This window comes from Zobellia sp. OII3 (genome assembly GCF_002211465.1).
GTDB classification, from domain to species: domain Bacteria; phylum Bacteroidota; class Bacteroidia; order Flavobacteriales; family Flavobacteriaceae; genus Zobellia; species Zobellia galactanivorans.
The window spans coordinates 227,797-249,081 of record NZ_MWRZ01000006.1 but is presented as its reverse complement, the minus strand read 5'-3'; the positions used below and the strand labels follow the sequence as shown (position 1 = coordinate 249,081).

Annotated in this window: 19 protein-coding genes; 5 read left to right on the top strand and 14 right to left on the bottom strand. The window is 44.8% G+C overall.

What is annotated here, in order from left to right:
• Positions 1 to 10 precede the first annotated feature (10 nt).
• Together B4Q04_RS16465 and B4Q04_RS16460 are read left to right on the top strand one after the other, a co-directional pair.
• Positions 11 to 1,105, top strand: a complete 1,095-nt coding sequence (locus tag B4Q04_RS16465) for a Nif3-like dinuclear metal center hexameric protein (protein WP_088697456.1) — start codon at positions 11 to 13, stop codon at positions 1,103 to 1,105.
• Positions 1,106 to 1,110: 5 nt separating this feature from the next.
• Positions 1,111 to 1,890 (top strand): zinc ribbon domain-containing protein, encoded by a 780-nt coding sequence (locus tag B4Q04_RS16460; RefSeq protein ID WP_088697455.1) that lies wholly within the window; start codon positions 1,111 to 1,113, stop codon positions 1,888 to 1,890.
• Between the two features lie 66 nt (positions 1,891 to 1,956).
• On the opposite strand, the gene B4Q04_RS16455 is transcribed toward B4Q04_RS16460, so the two are convergent.
• Positions 1,957 to 3,297: an FAD-dependent oxidoreductase gene (locus B4Q04_RS16455; protein WP_013992095.1), complete on the bottom strand. Its 1,341-nt coding sequence runs from the start codon at positions 3,295 to 3,297 to the stop codon at positions 1,957 to 1,959.
• A gap of 326 nt (positions 3,298 to 3,623) precedes the next feature.
• Complete coding sequence (locus B4Q04_RS16450; protein WP_046287315.1) at positions 3,624 to 4,172, bottom strand: ClpP family protease; 549 nt, start codon at positions 4,170 to 4,172, stop codon at positions 3,624 to 3,626.
• Positions 4,173 to 4,381: 209 nt separating this feature from the next.
• Here B4Q04_RS16450 and B4Q04_RS16445 point away from each other — a divergent pair, with 209 nt between their 5' ends.
• Positions 4,382 to 5,062: a hypothetical protein gene (locus tag B4Q04_RS16445; RefSeq protein ID WP_046287727.1), complete on the top strand. Its 681-nt coding sequence runs from the start codon at positions 4,382 to 4,384 to the stop codon at positions 5,060 to 5,062.
• A gap of 12 nt (positions 5,063 to 5,074) precedes the next feature.
• Here the strand turns inward: B4Q04_RS16445 and B4Q04_RS16440 are convergent, their stop codons facing one another.
• From B4Q04_RS16440 to B4Q04_RS16425, 4 genes are all read right to left on the bottom strand, one after another.
• Positions 5,075 to 6,220 carry an MFS transporter gene (locus B4Q04_RS16440; RefSeq protein WP_088697454.1) on the bottom strand — a complete coding sequence of 382 codons (1,146 nt, stop codon included), beginning with the start codon at positions 6,218 to 6,220 and terminating at the stop codon, positions 5,075 to 5,077.
• 137 nt (positions 6,221 to 6,357) lie between these two features.
• Positions 6,358 to 7,407 (bottom strand): M12 family metallopeptidase, encoded by a 1,050-nt coding sequence (locus tag B4Q04_RS16435; RefSeq protein WP_161496084.1) that lies wholly within the window; start codon positions 7,405 to 7,407, stop codon positions 6,358 to 6,360.
• Between the two features lie 203 nt (positions 7,408 to 7,610).
• A complete protein-coding gene (gene kynU, locus B4Q04_RS16430) occupies positions 7,611 to 8,882 on the bottom strand; it encodes a kynureninase (RefSeq protein WP_088697470.1) in 1,272 nt (423 codons plus the stop codon).
• Positions 8,883 to 8,930: 48 nt separating this feature from the next.
• Positions 8,931 to 9,398: a GNAT family N-acetyltransferase gene (locus B4Q04_RS16425; RefSeq protein ID WP_088697452.1), complete on the bottom strand. Its 468-nt coding sequence runs from the start codon at positions 9,396 to 9,398 to the stop codon at positions 8,931 to 8,933.
• A 68-nt stretch (positions 9,399 to 9,466) separates the two neighbouring features.
• Between B4Q04_RS16425 and B4Q04_RS16420 the strand changes: the two genes are divergently transcribed.
• A complete protein-coding gene (locus B4Q04_RS16420) occupies positions 9,467 to 10,108 on the top strand; it encodes an O-methyltransferase (RefSeq protein ID WP_088697451.1) in 642 nt (213 codons plus the stop codon).
• Here the strand turns inward: B4Q04_RS16420 and B4Q04_RS16415 are convergent.
• From B4Q04_RS16415 to B4Q04_RS16380, 8 genes are all read right to left on the bottom strand, one after another.
• Positions 10,074 to 10,646, bottom strand: coding sequence for a phosphatase PAP2 family protein (locus tag B4Q04_RS16415; RefSeq protein ID WP_088697450.1), 573 nt, complete (start codon positions 10,644 to 10,646; stop codon positions 10,074 to 10,076). The genes B4Q04_RS16420 and B4Q04_RS16415 overlap by 35 nt on opposite strands.
• Positions 10,647 to 10,648: 2 nt before the next feature.
• Entirely contained in the window at positions 10,649 to 10,987 is a 339-nt protein-coding gene (locus B4Q04_RS16410) for a twin-arginine translocase TatA/TatE family subunit (RefSeq protein ID WP_013992104.1), read from the bottom strand.
• An 82-nt stretch (positions 10,988 to 11,069) separates the two neighbouring features.
• Entirely contained in the window at positions 11,070 to 13,382 is a 2,313-nt protein-coding gene (locus tag B4Q04_RS16405) for a M1 family metallopeptidase (RefSeq protein WP_088697449.1), read from the bottom strand.
• A 60-nt stretch (positions 13,383 to 13,442) separates the two neighbouring features.
• Positions 13,443 to 13,949, bottom strand: coding sequence for a DUF6702 family protein (locus tag B4Q04_RS16400; RefSeq protein WP_013992106.1), 507 nt, complete (start codon positions 13,947 to 13,949; stop codon positions 13,443 to 13,445).
• Between the two features lie 50 nt (positions 13,950 to 13,999).
• Positions 14,000 to 14,821 carry a hypothetical protein gene (locus B4Q04_RS16395; protein ID WP_088697448.1) on the bottom strand — a complete coding sequence of 274 codons (822 nt, stop codon included), beginning with the start codon at positions 14,819 to 14,821 and terminating at the stop codon, positions 14,000 to 14,002.
• Positions 14,822 to 14,881: 60 nt separating this feature from the next.
• Positions 14,882 to 15,712, bottom strand: coding sequence for a carboxypeptidase-like regulatory domain-containing protein (locus B4Q04_RS16390; protein ID WP_236631037.1), 831 nt, complete (start codon positions 15,710 to 15,712; stop codon positions 14,882 to 14,884).
• A gap of 57 nt (positions 15,713 to 15,769) precedes the next feature.
• Positions 15,770 to 16,552 (bottom strand): carboxypeptidase-like regulatory domain-containing protein, encoded by a 783-nt coding sequence (locus B4Q04_RS16385; protein ID WP_013992109.1) that lies wholly within the window; start codon positions 16,550 to 16,552, stop codon positions 15,770 to 15,772.
• Positions 16,539 to 17,288 (bottom strand): hypothetical protein, encoded by a 750-nt coding sequence (locus tag B4Q04_RS16380; RefSeq protein ID WP_088697447.1) that lies wholly within the window; start codon positions 17,286 to 17,288, stop codon positions 16,539 to 16,541. The genes B4Q04_RS16385 and B4Q04_RS16380 overlap by 14 nt, the downstream gene beginning before the upstream one ends.
• A 361-nt stretch (positions 17,289 to 17,649) precedes the next feature.
• Between B4Q04_RS16380 and B4Q04_RS16375 the strand changes: the two genes are divergently transcribed.
• Entirely contained in the window at positions 17,650 to 21,267 is a 3,618-nt protein-coding gene (locus B4Q04_RS16375) for a beta strand repeat-containing protein (protein WP_123772391.1), read from the top strand.
• Positions 21,268 to 21,285 lie beyond the last annotated feature (18 nt).

Sequence of the window (21,285 nt, the reverse complement as noted above, 5' to 3'; positions counted from 1 at the left end):
AAAAATAGACATGACCGTAAAAGAAGTCACCGAAATACTCGAAGATCTAGCTCCTCTACCCTATGCCGAAGGCTTTGACAATGTAGGCCTTTTGGTAGGCGATTCCACCTCCGAAGTTAGGGGTATTCTCGTAACCTTGGACACTATGGAAAACGTAATCGACGAGGCCATCGAAAAGAAGTGCAACCTTATCGTCAGCTTCCACCCTATCATTTTTGGGGGATTAAAAAAGATTACGGGCAAATCGTACGTTGAACGCGTAGTCATCAAGGCCATTAAAAACGATATCGCCATTTACAGCATGCACACTGCTTTGGACAATGTACCGAACGGGGTCAACGCAAAAATATGTGACGTTTTGGGCATCAAAAACACCAAAGCCTTGATTCCCCAAAAGGGGAGCATTAAAAAACTGACGACTTATGTCCCCCTAAAAGATGCGGATGCCGTTAGGGAAGCCATATTCAATGCCGGAGCAGGAAATATCGGGAATTACAGCAACTGTAGTTTTAATGTCAACGGACTGGGTAGCTATAAAGCCGGGGAAAATGCCAAGCCCACCTTGGGAGAAATAGGCAAGACCCATTATGAAGAAGAAACCCAACTGAACGTGACCTTTTCAAAGGCACACCAATCTAAAATAATGAAAGCCTTGTTTGCCACCCACCCCTATGAAGAAGTGGCCTATGAGATAAGCACGCTCGAGAACAATGACCAAAACCTGGGTATGGGCATGATAGGGACACTCGATTCGCCCATGGGGGAATTGGATTTTTTAAAACAAGTAAAGCAAACGATGTCGGCCGGAGGCATTCGGCATTCCAAACTATTAGGAAGGGAAATTCGGCGCGTTGCGGTTCTGGGGGGCAGTGGGGCCTTTGCCATCGATGCCGCCAAAGCTGCCGGCGCCGATATTTTGATCACCGCAGACATTAAATACCACGAGTTTTACAAAGCGGAAGACAAAATAGTGATCGCGGATATCGGACACTATGAAAGCGAGCAGTTTACAAAAAACCTTTTAGTTGACTATCTTACAAAAAAAATCCCTAATTTTGCAATCCGTTTATCGGAAAGTAAAACCAATCCCATCAAGTATTTATAAAGTATATGGCAAAAAAATCAGAAGCAACGGTAGAGGAAAAGTTAAGGGCATTGTACGACTTGCAATTGATTGATTCAAGAGTCGATGAAATACGCAACGTACGTGGCGAACTTCCTTTAGAAGTAGAAGATTTGGAAGATGACGTTCTTGGTCTAAAAACGAGATTGGACAAGTTAAAGACAGATATTGAGACCATCAATTTTGAGATTGGTGCCAAAAAGAACCTCATAGAAGAGGCAAAAGCGCTTATAAAGAAATACGCGGAACAACAAAAGAACGTTCGTAACAGTAGGGAATTCAACTCTATCAGTAAAGAATTAGAGTTTCAAGAACTCGAAATTCAACTTGCCGAAAAGAACATTAAAGAGTTCAAGGCACAGATAGAGCAGAAGAAAGAAGTTATTTCCGAAACCAAGGAACGTTTGGCCGAGCGTGAATCGCATTTGAAGCACAAGAAAAGTGAGCTTGACGCTATTTTGGCAGAGACCGAAAAAGAAGAAAAGGCACTTATCGAGCATTCCGAAAAATTCCAAAACGAAATAGAAGAGCGATTGGTGAAGGCGTACAAACGTATTCGCCATAATGTTAAGAACGGTTTGGCCGTTGTGCCGATCGAAAGAGGTGCCTCAGGGGGATCTTTCTTTACCATACCTCCACAGGTACAGGTAGAAATTGCCTCACGCAAGAAAATCATTACCGACGAACACAGTGGAAGAATCTTGGTAGACCCTGTTCTAGCTGAAGAAGAAGCTGAAAAAATGCAAAAAATGTTCGCCAAATTATAGTCGAACTATACCGATACAAAAAAAGCCATCATAAAAATGATGGCTTTTTTTTTGTGTTCAAGGGAACTACAACAGACTCAAAATCTTTTGCTCGACCTCGTCACTGTCCCACAGGCTTTCAATATCGGGCATTTGCATTACCTCTTTCATAATTTCCTCTTGGGCATCGCCCATGGCCAAAGCCTCGGCGTAGGGCTTATTTGAAAAAGTAACCCGCGAATAGGCCGGTATCCATTTATCAGGATGCAATTCGGCAAAACGTTTCTCTATTTTTTTCTGCAACAAAAATTTGGCATCGGCCGTTTTGCTGCTCATTTCCATAAAATTGCGATAACTCAGTTCCGCTATGGCATCGGCATTGGGCTTACGCTCCTTTTGGTAGGTTTCAAAAATAGTTCCCCAGTCATCACCGTGTTTTTCGATAATCTGCTTCAAGGCAAAAATATCTTCAAAGCCGGCGTTCATACCTTGACCATAAAAGGGCACTATAGCGTGCGCTGAATCACCTACCAAGGCTACCTTGTCCCAATAGGTCCAAGGATAACATTTGATCGTTACCATGGCGCTTGTAGGGTTTTTAAAGAAATCCCCGGTCAGGTTCTCTATCTCTTTTCGAACATTCGGGAAATAGGTCTTAAAAAAGGACGTGGCCTGTTCCTTGGTCTTAATACTTTCAAAAGACACCTCCCCTTCAAAGGGCATAAACAGGGTACAGGTAAAGCTCCCGTCAATATTCGGCATAGCGATCAGCATAAAAGTGCCCCTAGGCCAAATATGAAATGAATTTTTGTCCAGTTTATGGCTTCCGTCCTCATTGGCCGGAATCGAAAGCTCTTTATAACCTACATCAATAAAGTCTTGCGAATAATCAAATCGGCTACGGCGTTGCATTTTGTGGCGCACCCTTGAGAATGCCCCATCACAACCGAAGATAATGTCGTAATTATACGCTTTCCACTCCCCTTTTTCCGACTCTCCCGTATACAAGGTAGCCTCGGGCAAGTCTACGTTCCAGACCTTCTCATTAAAACGAAATTCCACTCCTGCCTCTTCGGCCAAGTCGATCATCTTTCGGTTCAGCACCCCTCGCGAAATAGACCATATGGCCTCGCCGTCCTTCCCGTACTTCTGAAAATACATCGGCTTCCCGATAACGTGCATGGCCCGTTTGTCTAAGGGTATGGCTATTTTCTTTATCTCATCTTCAATTCCGACTTCCCGTAACGACTGCCATCCCCGATTGCTCATCGCCAGATTAATGGATCGTCCTGAAAATTCAACATTACGTATATCGGGCCTCCTATCGAAAACGGTAATCGTATGCCCCATTTTTTTGAGGTAGATGGACAACAGCGAACCAACAAGACCGGAGCCTATTATGGCAATGTTCCTAGAACTTTGTTTCATATAAATTTCAGATAATGAGAAAGTGGTAAATGTACTAAATTCTATAAGAGTCTCTAAATACAGGACCTTAGTCCACAGAAAACTCCTACTTTGTTACGCTTGGCCATTTGCGCCCTTCGGTATCGACCGATTTAAACAGAATTCAAAACCATCTGGCCTCAGATTTGAGTTTAATATTTTTTTAACGTAAATAAAAAATCCTTGATTTGCCTTTCTTTCGTAAATACTTATGAAAATTCCGCGCAAGCGTCTATATATATCCAAAAAAAAGTCCTTCATAATTTTTAATTACGAAGGACTTTTTTCTTTTCGATACTCAAGAAGGATTATTCTAAAATGCCGTCTACGATACCGTATGCTACCGATTCTTCAGCGTTCATCCAGTAATCCCTATCAAAATCTTTCAACACCTTTTCATAGTCTTGGCCGCAATTGTCGGCAAGAATACGAGCGCTTAGTTCTTTAGTTTTGATAATTTCCTTGGCCTGGATCTCTATATTGGAAGCCTGACCTCTTGCTCCACCACTAGGCTGATGTATCATCACCTGTGCGTGAGGCTGAATAAACCTACGGCCTTTCTTTCCTACAGAAAGTAAAATAGACCCCATAGAGGCCGCAAGACCGGTACAAATAGTTGAAACGGGACTCTTTAACGACTTTATGGTATCGTACATGGCAAAGCCAGAGGTAACATACCCGCCCGGACTATTGATGAACAATTGTATCTCCTTATTATTCTGCATATCTAAATACAATAAACGGTCTATGACATGCTTGGCAGAATCATCATCTACCATGCCCCACAAGAAGACTTTGCGTTCTTCTAGTAATTTCTCGTCTATCGCTTCTTGAACTTTTCCTTTTTTAGAACTCATTTGTGATTGTTTATACCACTCAAAATTAAACAATTTATCCGTACTAAAATAGTGTATGGACATTATCGCGGAAATTACCATCCACCGCCCTATTTAACGATGGCCCCCACTTCTAACCCTGCCCTTGTTTAAAAGAGCCTTCCTATGATTTTTCAAGTATGTCCGCCCCCTTAGTACAAAAGCCATTATCTTTGACCAAAAACAGAGTCATGGCAAAGTACCTTTCCGCATATATCTTATTCACCTTCCTTTTTATCGGCTGTAAAGAAAACAAAAAGGCAGAGCCCTCCCCACCCGAAAAAGAGCTGACCGTTCTTGAAAAAATAGCCTATGCCAACGGCTATAAAAATTGGAACAAAGTCGAAGAGCTAAAATTCACTTTTAACGTCGACAGGGATACCGCCCACTTTGAGCGCAGTTGGATATGGAAACCCAAAACTAACCAAGTAACCGCCATATCGGCAAACGACACCTTGACCTATAACCGAAAGGATATGGACAGTACGGCCTATAAAACCAACGGCGGATTCATAAACGACAAATACTGGTTGATAGCCCCCATTAATATTTTATGGGACAAAAACGGAAGCACCAACGAGCTTAGTCTTAAAGCCGAAGCCCCGATCAGCAAGGAAAGTATGCAGAAATTGACCGTCGTTTACAAACAAGAAGGCGGTTACACCCCTGGTGACGCCTATGACTTTTATTTTGGCGACGACTACTTGATCAAAGAATGGGTATTCAGAAAAGGCAACCAGGCAGAACCTTCAATGACCACCACTTGGGAAGATTACAGTGAGGTTGGCGGACTAAAAATTGCAAAAATGCACCAAAACGAAGACGGCAGCTTTAAGCTCTACTTCACCGGCCTAGAGGTAAAAACAAATTGACCGAGCCCTTTCTTACCGCTTACGGTTGAGCTTAAACGTGGCGGCAAGGACCAAAAGCGCACAGGCGAACAACACTAGAAAACAAGTCTTTAAGGAAGAACTATCGGCAATATATCCTAAAATGGGCGGGGCCGTTAAAAAGCCGGCGTAGCCCGTACCCGCAATAAACGAAACCCCTTGGGAAGAATCGACCCCTTTGACCTTTCCTCCGATACGAAAGAGTTCGGGCACCATTACCGAAAAACCGAGTCCGCTTAGCGCAAAACCGGAAATGGCCCAAAAGGTATCTGCGGTCAGTACCATAAGGTAACCCGTTAACACGACCAGGGCAGCCAAGGTTACCATTTTTACCGAACCGATGTTTTCACTGAGGGCATCGCCTAGAAACCTTCCTAAGGTCATGGTAATCTGAAACCCTAAGAATCCGGCGCCCCAGAGTACTTCCGGAGCCAGACTCACCTCTTTCAAATAGAGTCCGCTCCAATCGACTATAGCCCCCTCGCTTCCCATGGAAACGAATGAAATAAGCCCCAAAAACAACATCGGTTTAAAAAGCTTTAGACTAAAGGCTTCCTTTCCTTCAGAGACGGCAACCACGTTTTTATACTTTCCATGAAATATAAAATTGACCGTAAAGACAAGAAGTACCGCAAGCCCCATGTGTAAAGGCGGATTATCGAGCGGACCGATCAAAAAGCTACCCAATCCTGCCAAAACACCGCCTAGGCTAAAAAATCCGTGGGACGCACTCATAAAACTCTTCTTATCTTCCTTTTCAAGTTCCGTTACCAAGGTATTCATGGCGATATCGGTAATACCATTGGAAGCCCCGAACAGAAACAATGCGGCCATAAGTGTATAGTAGTTGGGAGCCAACAAGGGCATAAGCGCCGCTACACAGCTCATAACGACCCCGTACCACGTAGCCCTTCCCACACCGATTCTATTGATAATCGACGATGCCATGGGGAATACCGTAAACACCCCTAGCGATAGAAAAAATATGGCCAAGCCCAATTGCGACTTATCGATTTGAAGTTGCTCCTTTACCGCCGGGATATAAATCGCCCAGGTGCCAAATAGGATATTTATACTGGCAAAGACCCAGGCAGCCCCAAAATAGCGCGAATTGGTAAGTATTAGGCGTAAAGACTTCATACAAGATATTTGACCGCGAAGGTAATTCAAAAAGCGTTTTCCAGAAATGAAAAAAGGCCATCTTATGCAGATGGCCCTTGATCACTTAATATGTATAACGGACAGTAAACCTGTCTTTGCTTTAACCCCGGTTAGAATTAATTACAAGTCTTGATATAATTCCAACGGGTATAATCCCTTTGGTACAATCTGCCATAATAGGTTACGTAGTCACCAACACTGTAAGCTTTATTCGATGAAAACTCTTCGGCAGTATCGCACAGATCCGCTCCCGGTTCAGGACTACCTCCACCATCGGTAGATGGGTAGGCCACATTGGTTCCTTCAATATCCAAAGGAGAAAGACTGGCCTGTCTTTGAGGCAAAATATTTCCGTTCAAATCGGTAATCGTAGGTTGACCGTTTTTACTGAACGTATAGCTACCGTACATCATGGTAGAGTTGATATCGAAATCACCGGTAAGATAAATAGCCGAAGTATTCTTGTAGAATTGATCAACGGCATCAGGTTGTATATTCTCTATATTGATGATGATATGATCGTCCCTATCGGCACGGTTTTGCTCATGAATATAACCCAAAGTGTGACCTAACTCATGAATGATCACCACGGCAGTCGCACGGGTACCCAGTTTGATATAACCACTGGAACCGTACATACCTAAGGTAGCAACACCTGAATTACTATTAGAACCTGAAGATGATATAGTTACGTAATTAGATTGGTTGGTACGCTCCTTAAAACGGACATTGGTCTTGCTCGTCCATTCGTCAAAGGACTTTTGCAATTCTGACCGAACACTTGAACTCAATCCGTTTATTACATAATACACGGTGTTATCGGGCCACTTTCTGATACTACCGTGCTGGGCTAAACCTGAAAGCTCTTCCCCGGGGACAGGGTTGGGATCATAAGCATCAGGAGAATCGGAAAGCTGGTCTTCGAACAATCGGATATCCGTACCCGCCAAGCTGTACGTACCATCTTCTTCCAGTTCCACCTTTACGGCATCACCCAAGAAATATTTAGTAACGAATTGAGATTCCTGTTGAGCCTCAACTTCCGCTTTGGGACGGACGGAAGTTTCGGCCTCAGGTTCCACGGCATCTTCAGTACAGGATCCTAAAACCAATGCACAGGTCGCCATAAAAAGCATAAATCGCGTAGGGAACGTTTTATTGTTCATTTTTTCATTTTTAGTTTTCATGTTCATTTTAATATTTGGGGTTAAAACTTACATTTAATGTACGGAAACAACCACTCAATTAGCCGACAAGACCCCTATAAATTCGATGAACTACACGCTTAAAAAAAACGGAAAGGGCAATAAAAACCAGTCTTAGCCCCGATAGGTCGGGGCAAGGCGATGGTTGTGAAGAAAAAATAAAATTATACGGTTTGTATTCCTTTTTTTAAGATTTGACCGAAGCGGTACATATCTTCGTAGGAACAGTAAAACGGTGCAGGAGCAAGACGGATGACATTGGGTTCCCTCCAATCGGTAATAACCCCGTTTTTCATCAAGTAATCAAAAAGGGATTTCCCCTGGCCGTGAAGAAAAACGGAAAGCTGGGTCCCCCTATCCTTGGGTGTAATGATTTCAAAGGTAGCCTTGTCGGTTTCCTTGTCTATTTCATGAAGTACAAATTCCAAATAGGCCACTATACGATCTCTTTTCTCGATCAAGGCCTCCATACCTACTTCCTCGAACATTTCCAAGGAGGCCAGATAAGGTGCTAACGACAGCACCGGTGGGTTGCTCAATTGCCAAGCGTCGGCATTGGCCATAGGTTCAAACTCGGGTTTCATCAAAAACCGTGTTTCCTTTTTGGTACCCCACCATCCTTCTAAACGAGGTATATCCTTTTTATTCAGGTGGCGTTCGTGTATAAACACGCCCGAAGCATTGCCCGGACCACTGTTCATATATTTATAACTGCACCATGCCGCAAAATCGGCATCCCAATCGTGCAATTTGAGCTCTATATTACCGGCGCCATGGGCCAAATCCCAACCAACGTTAGCACCTACGGCCTTTCCGGCCTGGGTTATGGTTTCCATATCGAACACCTGCCCATTGTAATAATTGACCCCACCGATCAGCACCAGGGCCAATTCATCACCTACTTCATTGATTTTTTGAAGTACGTCTTCGGTCCGCCAAAAATTTTCACCTTCCCTTTTTTTCACCTCTACCAATGCATCGTCAGGATCAAGTCCGTGATTGCGTACCTGACTTTGCAGCATATACTGATCCGAAGGAAAAGCCTTTTCCTCACAAATAATTTTATAACGTTTGGCAGTGGGTCTGTAAAAGGTAACCATCAAAAGGTGCAGGTTTACCGTAAGGGTATTCATCACCGACACCTCTTCGGTCTTGGCCCCGACCACTTTGGCCAAGGGGGCGGCCAATCGCTCATGGTAATCCCACCAAGGCTTATCGGAATGAAAATGGCCTTCTACGGCCAGTTCTTTCCAATCGGTCATTACCTCATCAACAAACTTTTGGGCACGCTTAGGCTGCAATCCGAGGGAGTTTCCTGTAAAATAGATGACCTCTTTTCCGTCTACCTTGGGGAAATAAAATTGATTACGATAGTTTCGCAATGGATCTTGACCATCTAGTTTTTGGGCAAAACCCAAAGTATTCTCGAACTTCATATCGGCGTTTTTTTTATAAAAATACAATTTCACAAACGATATTGGCCCCTACTCTGGCCCAACCATTCGCATCTCGATAATATGTTTTTTAAATCCTGCTTTTTCGTAGGCCTTGATGGCCCCAGTATTATCGCTATAGACGGAAAGGCGTACCTCGGAAATACCCCTTGAATCGGACCATTTTTTTAGGGCATCGATAACCATTTTGTTCAATCCTTTTCCCCTATAATCGATATGGGTATACATAAAGCCTAGATATGAATACATCCCATGGTCTAGAAACGCCTGGGCCTTTTTGATTTTGGCATAGCCCGAAGCCACAATACTTCCTTCGTGCTCGACCACTACCACCTCGGCATCATCACTATTGATCAATTCCCCCAGATCGTAATAACTGATACGACCGGCCCTAAGGGTAGGGTCATAAGGTCTTTCGGCCGCGATAATACCCTGCTCAAATTCCAACAAGGTTTCCAAATCGCTTAGAATTGCCGTTCGAATTTTAAATGTATCCATAGCTTGATCTCTTCCAATTTGAACTTCTGGAGTTCTAAAATACTATATATTTGCAGAAATTACAGCTCATGCATTTCCTATCTTCGGATTTAGAGGATTATATCCAAAACCATTCAGAGGACGAACCCCAACTACTTCAAGAACTTACCCGGGAAACGCACTTAAAAGTAGTCCGCCCCCGTATGCTCACCGGGCATTTTCAGGGAAGGGTCTTAAGCGTGCTTTCAAAGATCATCTACCCCAAGAACATCCTTGAAATCGGCACCTATACGGGCTATTCCGCCCTATGTTTGGCGGAAGGCATGCAAAAGGACGGCCAGCTACATACCATAGACATCAACGAAGAGCTGCAAGACATTCAAGAACGCTATTTTTCACGCAGTGCCTACAAAGACCAAATCGTACAGCATATTGGAGATGCCAAAACCATCATCCCCCAACTTGAAGCTACTTTTGACCTCGTCTTTATCGATGCCGAAAAAAGGGACTACCCCGATTATTTTGAACTTGCCATACAGAAGACCCGTCCGGGCAGCGTTATTTTATCTGACAACGTACTATGGTCAGGAAAAGTAGTGGAACCCGTGGAGAAAAAAGACAAGGTAACCCCCATTCTTTTGGAGTTCAACAAAAAACTAAAGGAAGACCCACGGGTAGAAACGGTATTGCTACCGATCAGGGACGGCTTAACCCTAAGTAGGGTACTATAAGCCTGAGGTAGAGCATATAAAAAAGCCAGGCCGACAAAACACCGACCAAAGAACCAACAATAATATCGGTAGGAAAATGTACCCCTATAAAAATACGGCTGCTTACGAACAATAGGGGCCATATATAGAATAGCCAGCACCATTTAAAACGCCTTCTTAAAAAGAGTACCACAATAGTGGTCGCCGAAAACGAACTTGACGAGTGGCCGGAAAAAAAACTATAGGATGAGGAAGGCTTAAGAATCCGTATAAGTGTATTCATCGTTTCATCGTTATTGGGCCGCAAACGGGCCACGACCTCTTTGGTCAAATCGGTAAGGGTGACGACGAAAAACAGCATCAAGATTATGGTAAGCACCACAAAAATGGCCTCTCTCTTGGGATATTTTATAAAAATAAGAATAAAGAATAGGGCAAAAAGGGGAATCCAAGTGGAGAAGTGCGTAACGATAATCCAAAATTGGTCGTAGTCTTCAATGCCCAGATTGTTCAGGTAGATAAAGGTTTCCCTATCCCATTCTAAAATCTTTTCGAGCAAAACTAGCTTCTTTTGATGGTTCCCGTAACATCATCGACGGTCTTTTTGACCCCGTCCATTTCTTTTTTGATGTCGGTACCGATCCCTGAGGTAATATTGTTCTTGACATCATCGATGTCTTTTTTGATATCGGTTATAAAACTCGTATCAACACCTTGTTTTTCGGCGCTCTTCTGAATTTCTTGCTTGATATCTTCCGTGGCGTCTTTCAATTGGCGCATACCCTTGCCCAGCCCCTTGGCTATGCCGGGTATCTTATCGGCGCCGAAAACCATCACCACGATAAACATGATAAAGAAGATTTCGCCCCCGCTAATAAATAAGAAGTGCAGTGAATACATACCACAAATATAATGAAGTTTACATAGAAAGACCTGTCAGGTATAGAAAACCTGACAGGTCTTTTTGTGATATTAACAAAATTTATTTGCCCTTGACAGCATTTTCCTTCATCTTCTCGAAATCGGACTTTTCCTCTTTCTTGGGCCATGCATTGTTAGACGTGTCTATATCGGCCGTTTCCGCCTTTGGGTCGACAACGATTCCGGTAAGTTCGCTCTGTGATGATATCACTACACTTACCTCTTTATCGTTCTTACGCCAAATTTCAGGTGGGTAGGTAACATTTTTGGTAGAACCGTCGGCATAGGTGTACTCCACGATCAACGGCATTGGTATGCCCCCTGGCTTATCGTAAGTAACCTCGTAGATATATTTAGGCTCTTTTACGGCGGCGCGTTCTTCGGCCGTCATATTGTCCATCATAAATTCTTTCAAAGACTGCGAACTTTCGGAAGGCGTCTTGCCTTTTAGGTTCGGATCGAGGTCGTCACTACCTTCTTCCGCCAAATACACCAAAGGAGGTAAGTCGGCCTCGGTGATGCCGCGCACCGCCATATACTCTTGCATTTTCTTGCTAGGCTTGTCGGTAACGTAGTATTTTTTGATGCCTTTGACACCTATATCCACAAAATCGGTAGTATAGAACCATCCTCTCCAATACCAGTCTAAATCGACCGCAGAGGCATCTTCCATAGTCCTAAAGAAATCTTCGGGTGTCGGGTGCTTAAACATCCAGCGTTGTGCATATGTTTTAAAGGCATGGTCGAAAAGTTCGCGGCCCATTACGGTCTCACGAAGAATATTCAAGGCCGTTGCCGGTTTACCATAGGCATTCGGGCCTAACTGGTATACGTTTTCAGGGTTCGACATGATCGGTGCAATGCTGCTTTGATCCCCTGCCATATAGGGTACGATTTTGGAAGGCTCTCCCCTTCTCGATGGGTATTTGCTATTAGGGGCAATGGCTTCAGGATATTTTTCCCCGAATTCTTGCTCCGCCATATATTGCATAAAGGTATCAAGACCTTCATCCATCCATCCCCACTGACGCTCGTCTGAATTTACGATCATCGGGAAAAAGTTGTGGCCTACCTCGTGAATGATCACACTGATCATACCGAATTTTACACGGTCTGAATACGTACCGTCTTCGTTAGGGCGACCGTAGTTCCAACAAATCATCGGATACTCCATTCCCTGTTGCTTGGCATGTACCGAAATGGCTTTAGGGTAAGGATAATCGAAGGTATGCGATGAATACGATTTAAGCGTATGTGCCACGGCTTTGGTAGAATATTCCTCCCATAGCGGGTTTCCTTCTTTTGGATAAAGCGAAACGGCCATAACGTCTTTGCTGCCCACTTTAACGGCCTGCATGTCCCAAATGAATTTTCTTGATGTAGCGAAGGCGTAATCCCTTACGTTCTCTGCCTTGAACTTCCATGTTTTTTTCTTTTTGGAAAACCCTTTTTCCGCCTTTTCGGCTTCCTCTTGGGTAACGATCACTACCGGCTTGTCATACGACTTCTTCGCCTTTTCGTAGCGCGCTATCATCTCCTTTGTAAATACATCTTTTCGGTTCTGCAAGGTTCCCGTAGCATCAAGAACGTGATCGGCAGGTACGGTAATGTTTACGTCGTAGTCACCAAAGGTAAGGGCAAACTCGCCACTACCCCAGAACTGGTGGTTCTGCCAACCTTCTACATCGCTATATACGGCCATTCTTGGAAAGAACTGCGCAATAACATAGGCCCTGTTACCATCTTTAGGGAAATATTCATAACCCGAACGTGCCCTGTTTACGGTGTGGTCTGGAATATTGTAGTCCCACTTGATGGAAAAGGAAATCTTCTCTTTACTTTTTAAAGGTTTTGGAATATCGATACGCATCATGGTCTGATTGATGGTATACTTCAACGGTTTTCCGCTGGCATCTTTCACGTACTCTATATTGAAGCCCCCGTCAAAAGGCTCGGTCATGTATTTTTGTGCGAATGACCCCACTTGTTCGGCCATGGGTACGCCTCCCCCGTCACGCAAAGGCGATTTTGAAGTCTTTGCCCTTACGTTTTGATCCAACTGAAGCCAAAGGTATTCAAGGTCATCGGGCGAATTATTGGTATAGGTAATGGTTTCCGTACCAAATATTTTCGCATTTTTATCATCAAGCTCGATATCCATTTTGTAATCGGCCTGTTGTTGGTAATAATCGGGTCCGGGTGCTCCCGAGGCGGAACGATAATTGTTCGGGGTGGCGAACTCTTCGTATAACTGTTTGAATTTACTCTGGTTGTAATGCCCTGGTTCCTTGTCCGCATTAACGCCATCTTGTGCCATCAGAACGCTGGCGAACACAAAAAATAACGATGCAAGACAATACTTCAATTTGTTCATATGTCTGTGTGGTTTTAATCCGTGAAAAATAAAATATTTTAAGGAATAGTTCCCTATATGTTACAAGTTTAACATTCCTTTAGTACGAGATTTGACCAAAACAAAGCTTTTTTTCTGGTCACCTATCTTAAAATGTACTACATTTTGTTGCTCGTCAAAGAGGTCGGTCAAGATTTCGTTCTCGATTTGCACCGATTTCAAGGTAGCCTTATCGACGTTAGGAACCTCGATATAGAAAATCACCACATCGGCGTCGTACTTCTTACCGATATAGGTATAATCGACATTGTTGCCGTTGACCTCTATTACAAATTTGGCCCTTAGGTATTTTTCTAGATAGGCGTCGGCCAATGGCGATTCTTCCCCGGTTGCCAATTGCGCCTTTAAATCGTAGCGTTCAAGCAGCAATTTGTCTAGGTCATCGATAAAAATACGGGAGGTAATCTGTAGGGCCTTATCCTTTTCGGAATAGTTTACGTTGGTTACGCTTACGTAAAACTTGTGGGCGGCCGTAAAGGCCATCAAAGGAAGCAGTAATAGTACAAGCAACTTTTTCAAAGACTTCATAATCTCATTTTCTATCGCAAAAATAGGCAAATGTTATGCCAAAAACCGCATTATTCCAAGCCGTTATTTTTTCTATACCCTGGGGCCTTTGCTTCCATCAGCCCATATACAGAAGCCATGTCGTCGGCCTTCGCACCTTCCTTAAACCCTTTATCGACCATACAGTAGTTCAAAAAATCGTTTATATGGGCTTCGGGAATTTTTAAGGTGCTTACAAAAACGAAGTCGGTAAAGAACAATCGTATCGCCTCAATTTGGTTAAGCTCGTTCTCAAGGGTTTTATACTTTTCCAAATCCTTGGTCCGCCCCGATATATCGTCGGCCAGCCTAACGATCTTTAAATCGAGACGAATATCGGGCGTTAAGGTAAGGGTATCATATCCCGTAACCAGGTTGAGGTATTTGTTCAATCGCAGGGTTTCCCCCACGCCCTTAGGCTTAAGCCTTACCTTTTTGTTCAGCAGTCCCAAGGAGTGCGATGTAATTACCGAAGTGACCGGCACCCGATCTAGGTCCCTCCCCATGTCGCCGGTCAAGTTATACGGGGTTACCACTACCTCTTCCAACTGGGTCAAGACTTCCTGCAGGGGCACTATGAGCAATTTACTTTCCATAACCGATTGGGTAACCACTACTTCCTTCCTTTTAAATTGCACGGCCGAGAAGACCAGGGTATCATTCAGGTGAACTACGATATCAAAAAAACCATCGACCGTTGTTATAGTCGCCTTTTTGCTTGTGGTGTTCAATACGTGGGTGGCGGAAACATCCATGTTCTCGCTGTACACACGGCCTTCCAAAGAAATCGGTTCTTGGGCGTATGAAGCATGAGCCACCAAGCTTATGGCAACATAAAAGCTAATTTCAGCCATGGCTTCATATGTTCTTTTTTAATCTATTCCCCAAAAGAAAAAACCACCTCAACCCTAGTGTCAATCTTCCCCTTCTTCGTACGCTTCATAATTTTTACGATAGACCACACTTTTCCGCTTCATAAAAGCCCAAATTTTCAATCGGTCGCGACCATCCACTACTTGCTGAAAATCGGCATCGACCTCACAGAAGTACAGAAAATCATCTATTTTATCTTGGGGGATCTTTAATTCGGTGCTATAGAGCGAATCTACATAAAACGCCCTTACCCTTTCGGTTCTCGAATAGGCTCGATCGCGTTTTACACGTTTCTTGAGCATTTTGGTACGGCCGGTAATTCCGTTTATAATAGGATTCAAGGAAACCGCCCCGCCCGCACCCAGGCCCGATGTGGTTCCGGTCACCGACATGGCCGAAGCCTCCCGGAGCAAACGCTCACTTTGGGTCCATCTTTTGGCATTGGCGTTGGGCAGCCCCAAGGTAGAAGCCGTCACCACCGGATCAATTTCCAGGTTTTTCAGGTCGCTCGCCATATGGCCCGATAAACTGTATGGCGTTACGACTACCTCTTCCAATTCGTTCAGGGCCTCTTTCAAGGGAACCAATAACAACTTGCTTTCAAGAACACTTTCAGAAACCACGATTTCCTTGCGTTTGTACTGTACGGCGGAAAACACCAAGGTATCATTAAGCCTTACCACAATATCAAAAAAGCCGTTGGCATCGGTTATCGTAGCCCTATTGGTCGTCGTATTCAACACATGGGTTCCCGACACATCGTTGTTATCGCTGTACACACGCCCCTCTAAAGTTTCGGAACTCTGGGCCTTTCCCACGGTAGAAACCACTAGCATTACACTTGTAAAAAGAAGTCCTTTTAAAGGTTTCATATCCGAAAGGTTTTAGCCCCACACTATTGAAGCATGACTTTTTACCAGCCAAGCCATTTACTCTTCTTCCCTATGGTTCCTGCGGTATATTACACTTTTCCGCTTCATAAAGTCCCATATCCGCAATCGGTCATGGGTATCCACAATTTGTTGGAAGGCCGAATCGACCTCACAGAAATACAGAAAATCATCGATTTTATCTTGGGCAATCTTTAGTTCTACGGTATAGAGCGAATCTACATAAAACTCGCGTACACGCTGGGTCCGTTCGTATTTCTCATTGCGTTTAACGCGGGCCTTCAACATCTTCTTGCGCCCGGTAATGGTATTGATCAAGGGATCTAAACTCATATAGGGATTTGCCGTGGCCGCCCGAAGCTCGCGTTCGGCCTTATCCATCGGCACCACAAAGGCATTGGGCAGGCCCAAGGTAGAAGCCGTTACCACGGGTTCGATTTCCAAGGTCTGAAGGTCGCTCGCCATATGTCCCGACAGGCTGTAGGGCGTTACGATTACCTCATCCAATTCGGTCAGGGCCTCTTCTAGGGGAATCATCAGGAACTTGCTTTCCAAAATGCTCATGGAAACCACAATTTCCTTACGCTTGTACTGTACGGCGGAAAACACCAAGGTATCGTTCAATTTAACGGCTATATCAAAAAAACCGTCAATATCGGTAATGGTGGCCTTTTTCGTGGTGGTATTGAGAACATGGGTAGCGGCCACGTCGCCGTCTTTACTGTAAACGCGACCCTCAAGTTCAACGGAAATAAGGTCTTGGGCAGCAAGGCGTGCCAAGACCGTAAAAAAAATAGCAAAAAGAAAACTATTTCTCTTCATTTATTTGTTCTCGATAGGCCTTACTCTTATTGACCAGAAAATCGATCAATTCAAATTCGTTCTTTTTCAAGAGCAGGGCATATTCGGGTTCGTGAGTATCTATATATTGTAAAAAATCGTCAATAGCCGCCTGTGGTAATTTAAGGTCGGCCACAAAAAACTCGTCGTCATACACCTGTCTTAGCACTTCGCTCATCTTCATACGGGGCCGACTCTCGGCGTTGTCGCCTTTCCCTGATTTGGCCAATGCCTTAAAGATGTTGACAAAATTGAGGCCATTTTTCATTCCCCTATCCGCCTGGCTCAAGGCTATATTTTCAACTTCGGTAGAGCGGTCGATATCGTACTCCACTTTTTTAAACTCTTCGTTCTGCAGCTGTATGAACTTTTCTTGGTTTTCGGGGCTTACCACCACTTCGTCGAGTTCGGTCACCTTTTCGGTCACTTCCACTACAAGGCGTCCTTTCTTTATGATCTCTTCGGTGACCTTAATCACTTCCATCTGATAGTTGATAGCGGTAAAGGCCAACTCGTCCCCAGCCTTGGCCATAATGGCAAACTGCCCTTTTTCATCTGAAATGACGGCATTCTCGGCCGTAATATTGATAACATTCTCATTAGGGACACTAATACTTCGGTAAAGCACCGTACCTCGCAACAAGGATCGATCATCGTCTTGGGCCGATATGTTTAAAAAGGCAAAAAGTATGAAAACCAGGGTAGGGATATTTTTCATTTGGTTGTTTTAATTGTAAGCGTTCTATAATTGGGTCAAAGTATTGGTCGGTTTAAAAATAGATTCGGGGCAACTTTATTCATAGTACTTTCGTACAATAGTTAAGAACAAGTTCCGTGTCGATTCCTTTTTAAACGAGTTTATAAAGAAAATACATGTTTCGGTCTTAAAAAAACCATGCCCTCTAAACTTTTGTTAATTCGTAATCGCAGCCAAAACCATGTTATCGATGACCTTTTACTACCCATTGTAATCCTTTTAGCCTGACGAACAAGTAGTTTGTCTTGTTAAATTAGATAAATTATTAGATAAGTTTATTTTTGTTGACCCTAATATGCTTAACACCTTAAATCGTAATTGTATGCAAAAGCGCATTTCAATACCCTTATTCTTAATTGGTTTCTTTATCATAGGTTTTGCCCAAGCCCAGGTAAAAATTGGCGATAACCCGCAAACCATAGACCCATCCTCTATTTTAGAGCTAGAAAGTTCGAACAAGGTTCTGGTCATAACTCGGGTAGACGAGTCGCAAATGGCCAGCATTGTACCCAATCGCGGAGCCATGGTCTACAACACCACGGCCGATTGTATTTATTATTACGACGGCACCGCCTGGATCAGCATGTGCGAAGCCGGGGGCGGCCTGATTACCGACCCGGAACTGAACGCCGAAAGTACTATAGCCATTACGCCTACGGCAAACGGGAACACGATAGAGATCGCTCCGAACAGCATCAACAGCGAACAGATCCGTGATGGGGGCATTAATGGAATAGATATTCAAGACGGTTCGATCGGCCAGGGCAAGCTTCAGGACAATTCGGTTACTCAGAACAAACTAGCGGAAAACTCCGTAGGGGCCTTTGCCCTCGATAACGACAACATCAACCTCAGCGATTTTACCAACGACCAAGGTTTTATCACAAGTGCCGATATCGTCAGTGCCAATGCAGGCAACAGCATTACGCCCGATGCCAATGGGGCGGCCTTTTTCGACGCCTCTACCTTGGAAAACAATATTGCCGCCAACACAACGGCCATTGCGGCTGACTTGGACCAAAGCATCACCAACGAACTACAGACCCTTTCCATTTCAGGAGACCAACTAACGATTACCAATGGGAATACCATCACCATACCGACCTCCAGCGGTTCGGACACCAAGATCATAGACGGGACCAACACCACCGTTAGCGGTACTGGGGTCGTAGGGGACGAATACAGGATCAACGTAGCCAACGAAGTTGACGGAAGCATTACCAATGAACTTATCACAAGTGCCGTTCTGAATGCCGCCAATGAATTGGTGATTACGGAACCGGGCAACCTTACCACGGTCGATTTAAGTCCCTTGGCCGGAGGTGGAGACGACGACCAAACGGCTGCCGAAGTACCCTTCACCGCCACAGGCAACACCACCAGTACGAACGTTCAGGATGCCATTGTAGAAATCCAGACCGAGGTTGATGGCCTTAGTGCAGGAGGTGAAGCGAATACGGCCTCTAACGCAGGTATCGGCGGGGTAGGAATAACCTTGACCAAAAGCGGTACAGACCTACCTTTTAAGAGCATAAATGCAGGTGATGCCGGAATTATTTCGGTAACGGACGATGCCGCCAACAACGAAATTGATATCGACATCGTACCCGCAACTGCCTTGCCAACACCGGCCGACCAAATGTTGATTACCAACAGCATAACCAACCAAGTGGAATGGGCCGAGATACCCTCGGGAACCACCACGCCTACCCTCGCCGAAGTATTGGCTACGGCCGGGGGCAATAGCGCAGGAAACTTGCAAATCACAGATCTGGGCGACCCGACGGCAGCCCAAGACGCCGCCACCAAAAAATATGTAGACGACAACAATGCCCTGCCCGACACCCAAATATTCGTGGGCGATGCCGCAGGCGTAAAACAGGCGGTAGCCCTAAGCGGCGACGCCACCATCGATAATGCCGGAGTGCTTACCATAGAAGAGGAAGCTGTTGACTCCGACAAAATAGCAAACGCCACGATCAAGCTAGAGGACTTAAGCGATATGGGGGCGACCGCCGATGGCCAGGTTATGCGATGGAACAACACGGCCGGAAACTGGGAAATCGCTTCCGCCGCAAGTCATTCGGGCCAATCAAAATCCCTATTCTTTGCCGATGAGAACGGTGACCCCGTCCAGGCATTTCACCCTGAGAATGGAAACCCTAGCCTTGTTTGGGATTATGATGCTCGAACAGTGGGCACCACGTCCTATGGAGCACTTGGTATCGGCCTCGATGGAGGCACCATTAACAACAACGTGAAAGTACATATTGCCGAACAAGTATTTAATAATCTTGCCTTTCCCCTAATGATTCAAAACCGCACGGGAGGCGATAATACCGGATCCGCCGTTGGTATGTTATTTGCTGTAGAAACGAATAACTTTGGTAAAGGGGCTCTTGTTTACGACCGACAAGAATCATGGGCCAGAGGCGACTTCCACTTCTTACAAGAACAAAGTGGCAATACCGACCTCCCCACCCTCGCCGACAAAGCTTTTACCGTTAAAAATAACAAGGACATTGTTCTTTACGGAGGTATTGATATCAATGGTATAGGTACCGGTACTGCCGGAGAAGTACTTAAATCTACCGGTACGGGAGTGGAATGGGGTGACGGAGGCGGACTCAGCGCTGTTACCGTTACGGCAGGTACTTTTACCGGGGACGGTACATCAGGTTCAGCCCTCGATATTGCCGACGATGCCATCGGTAGCGCCGAATTGGCCGTAAATGCCGTAATTACCGAGAACATCCTTAATGAAGCGGTCACTACCGAAAAGATCGCCAACAACACCATCCTTGCCGAAGACCTGTCCGATATGGGCGCTACGAACGATCAAGTACTCAAATGGAACGGCACCGCCTGGGCACCCGCAGACGACGATACCAGTAGCACACCCTATACCGACGGAGCTGGACTAACCCTCGCGACCGACACCTTCAGTGTCAATGTTGACGATGCCACTATTGCCGTTTCTGGTGCAGATCAATTGGAAGTAAAGGATGATGGTATCACTACGGCCAAGATTCTAGATGGCCAAGTTCAGACCGATGATATTGCGGACAACAACGTTACCATCGAAAAAATAAAGGAAAGTACCACCGACGGCCAGGTATTGACCACCAACGGTAGCGATGTGGTTTGGGCCGATGCTCAGAATATTGGCAATTCAAATCTAACTTTGACCGCTGAAAGAACTTTAAGTTTAGGGGGTAACAATTTACTTTTTAGCACAAGTGGCGGCGGCAAAATCGGTATTGGAGACCTACCCGCAGCTCCACAAGTTCAGTTGGATGTCAATGGCTCGATAAGAACCAGAGAAGGTTTTGAAGCTACGGGTGGTACTGCCGGAAGCCCTGGTTATGGTTTTTATACAAGCGGCGATACAAACACAGGAATGTTTCGAGCAGCAGCTGACCAACTGGCATTTTCTACAGGGGGATTTGAAGCCTTGCGTATCGATGCCAGCCAAAACGTAGGTATTGGAACAGCTACTCCTGTCGAAAAGCTTCATGTAGCCGGAAATGTTCAAGTAGATGGTACTGTAAGCACAACTGCTGACATAAGCTCGGGTGGTGACATACTATTGAACGGCAACACTGTTGTCCCCGACTACGTTTTCCAAAAATACTTTTTAGGAAGTTCAGACTTAAAAGAAGACTACCACTTCAATAATTTAAAGGAAATAGAAGCGTTTATAAAAAAGAACCATCACCTGCCCGGTGTTACCTCGGCCGCAAAAGCCCAAGAAGAAGGGCATTGGAACTTGAGCGAATCGAACTTGCAGAACCTCGAAAAAATAGAGGAACTTTTTCTGTACACCATTGAACAAGAAAAAGAGATCCACAAGCTAAAGACCGAAAAAGAGGCCATGGCCCAAGAATTGAAATCCATTAAAAACGACCTGGAAGAGATCAAGGCCCTTTTAAAGAAGTAATCAACGGAGTACCATCAG

Coding starts and splice junctions, on each gene's coding strand:
- B4Q04_RS16465 (WP_088697456.1), top strand. CDS start 11: ATGACCGTAAAAGAAGTCACCGAAATACTCGAAGATCTAGCTCCTCTA.
- B4Q04_RS16460 (WP_088697455.1), top strand. CDS start 1,111: ATGGCAAAAAAATCAGAAGCAACGGTAGAGGAAAAGTTAAGGGCATTG.
- B4Q04_RS16455 (WP_013992095.1), bottom strand. CDS start 3,297: ATGAAACAAAGTTCTAGGAACATTGCCATAATAGGCTCCGGTCTTGTT.
- B4Q04_RS16450 (WP_046287315.1), bottom strand. CDS start 4,172: ATGAGTTCTAAAAAAGGAAAAGTTCAAGAAGCGATAGACGAGAAATTA.
- B4Q04_RS16445 (WP_046287727.1), top strand. CDS start 4,382: ATGGCAAAGTACCTTTCCGCATATATCTTATTCACCTTCCTTTTTATC.
- B4Q04_RS16440 (WP_088697454.1), bottom strand. CDS start 6,220: ATGAAGTCTTTACGCCTAATACTTACCAATTCGCGCTATTTTGGGGCT.
- B4Q04_RS16435 (WP_161496084.1), bottom strand. CDS start 7,407: ATGAACAATAAAACGTTCCCTACGCGATTTATGCTTTTTATGGCGACC.
- kynU (WP_088697470.1), bottom strand. CDS start 8,882: ATGAAGTTCGAGAATACTTTGGGTTTTGCCCAAAAACTAGATGGTCAA.
- B4Q04_RS16425 (WP_088697452.1), bottom strand. CDS start 9,398: ATGGATACATTTAAAATTCGAACGGCAATTCTAAGCGATTTGGAAACC.
- B4Q04_RS16420 (WP_088697451.1), top strand. CDS start 9,467: ATGCATTTCCTATCTTCGGATTTAGAGGATTATATCCAAAACCATTCA.
- B4Q04_RS16410 (WP_013992104.1), bottom strand. CDS start 10,987: ATGTATTCACTGCACTTCTTATTTATTAGCGGGGGCGAAATCTTCTTT.
- B4Q04_RS16405 (WP_088697449.1), bottom strand. CDS start 13,382: ATGAACAAATTGAAGTATTGTCTTGCATCGTTATTTTTTGTGTTCGCC.
- B4Q04_RS16400 (WP_013992106.1), bottom strand. CDS start 13,949: ATGAAGTCTTTGAAAAAGTTGCTTGTACTATTACTGCTTCCTTTGATG.
- B4Q04_RS16395 (WP_088697448.1), bottom strand. CDS start 14,821: ATGGCTGAAATTAGCTTTTATGTTGCCATAAGCTTGGTGGCTCATGCT.
- B4Q04_RS16390 (WP_236631037.1), bottom strand. CDS start 15,712: ATGAAACCTTTAAAAGGACTTCTTTTTACAAGTGTAATGCTAGTGGTT.
- B4Q04_RS16385 (WP_013992109.1), bottom strand. CDS start 16,552: ATGAAGAGAAATAGTTTTCTTTTTGCTATTTTTTTTACGGTCTTGGCA.
- B4Q04_RS16380 (WP_088697447.1), bottom strand. CDS start 17,288: ATGAAAAATATCCCTACCCTGGTTTTCATACTTTTTGCCTTTTTAAAC.
- B4Q04_RS16375 (WP_123772391.1), top strand. CDS start 17,650: ATGCAAAAGCGCATTTCAATACCCTTATTCTTAATTGGTTTCTTTATC.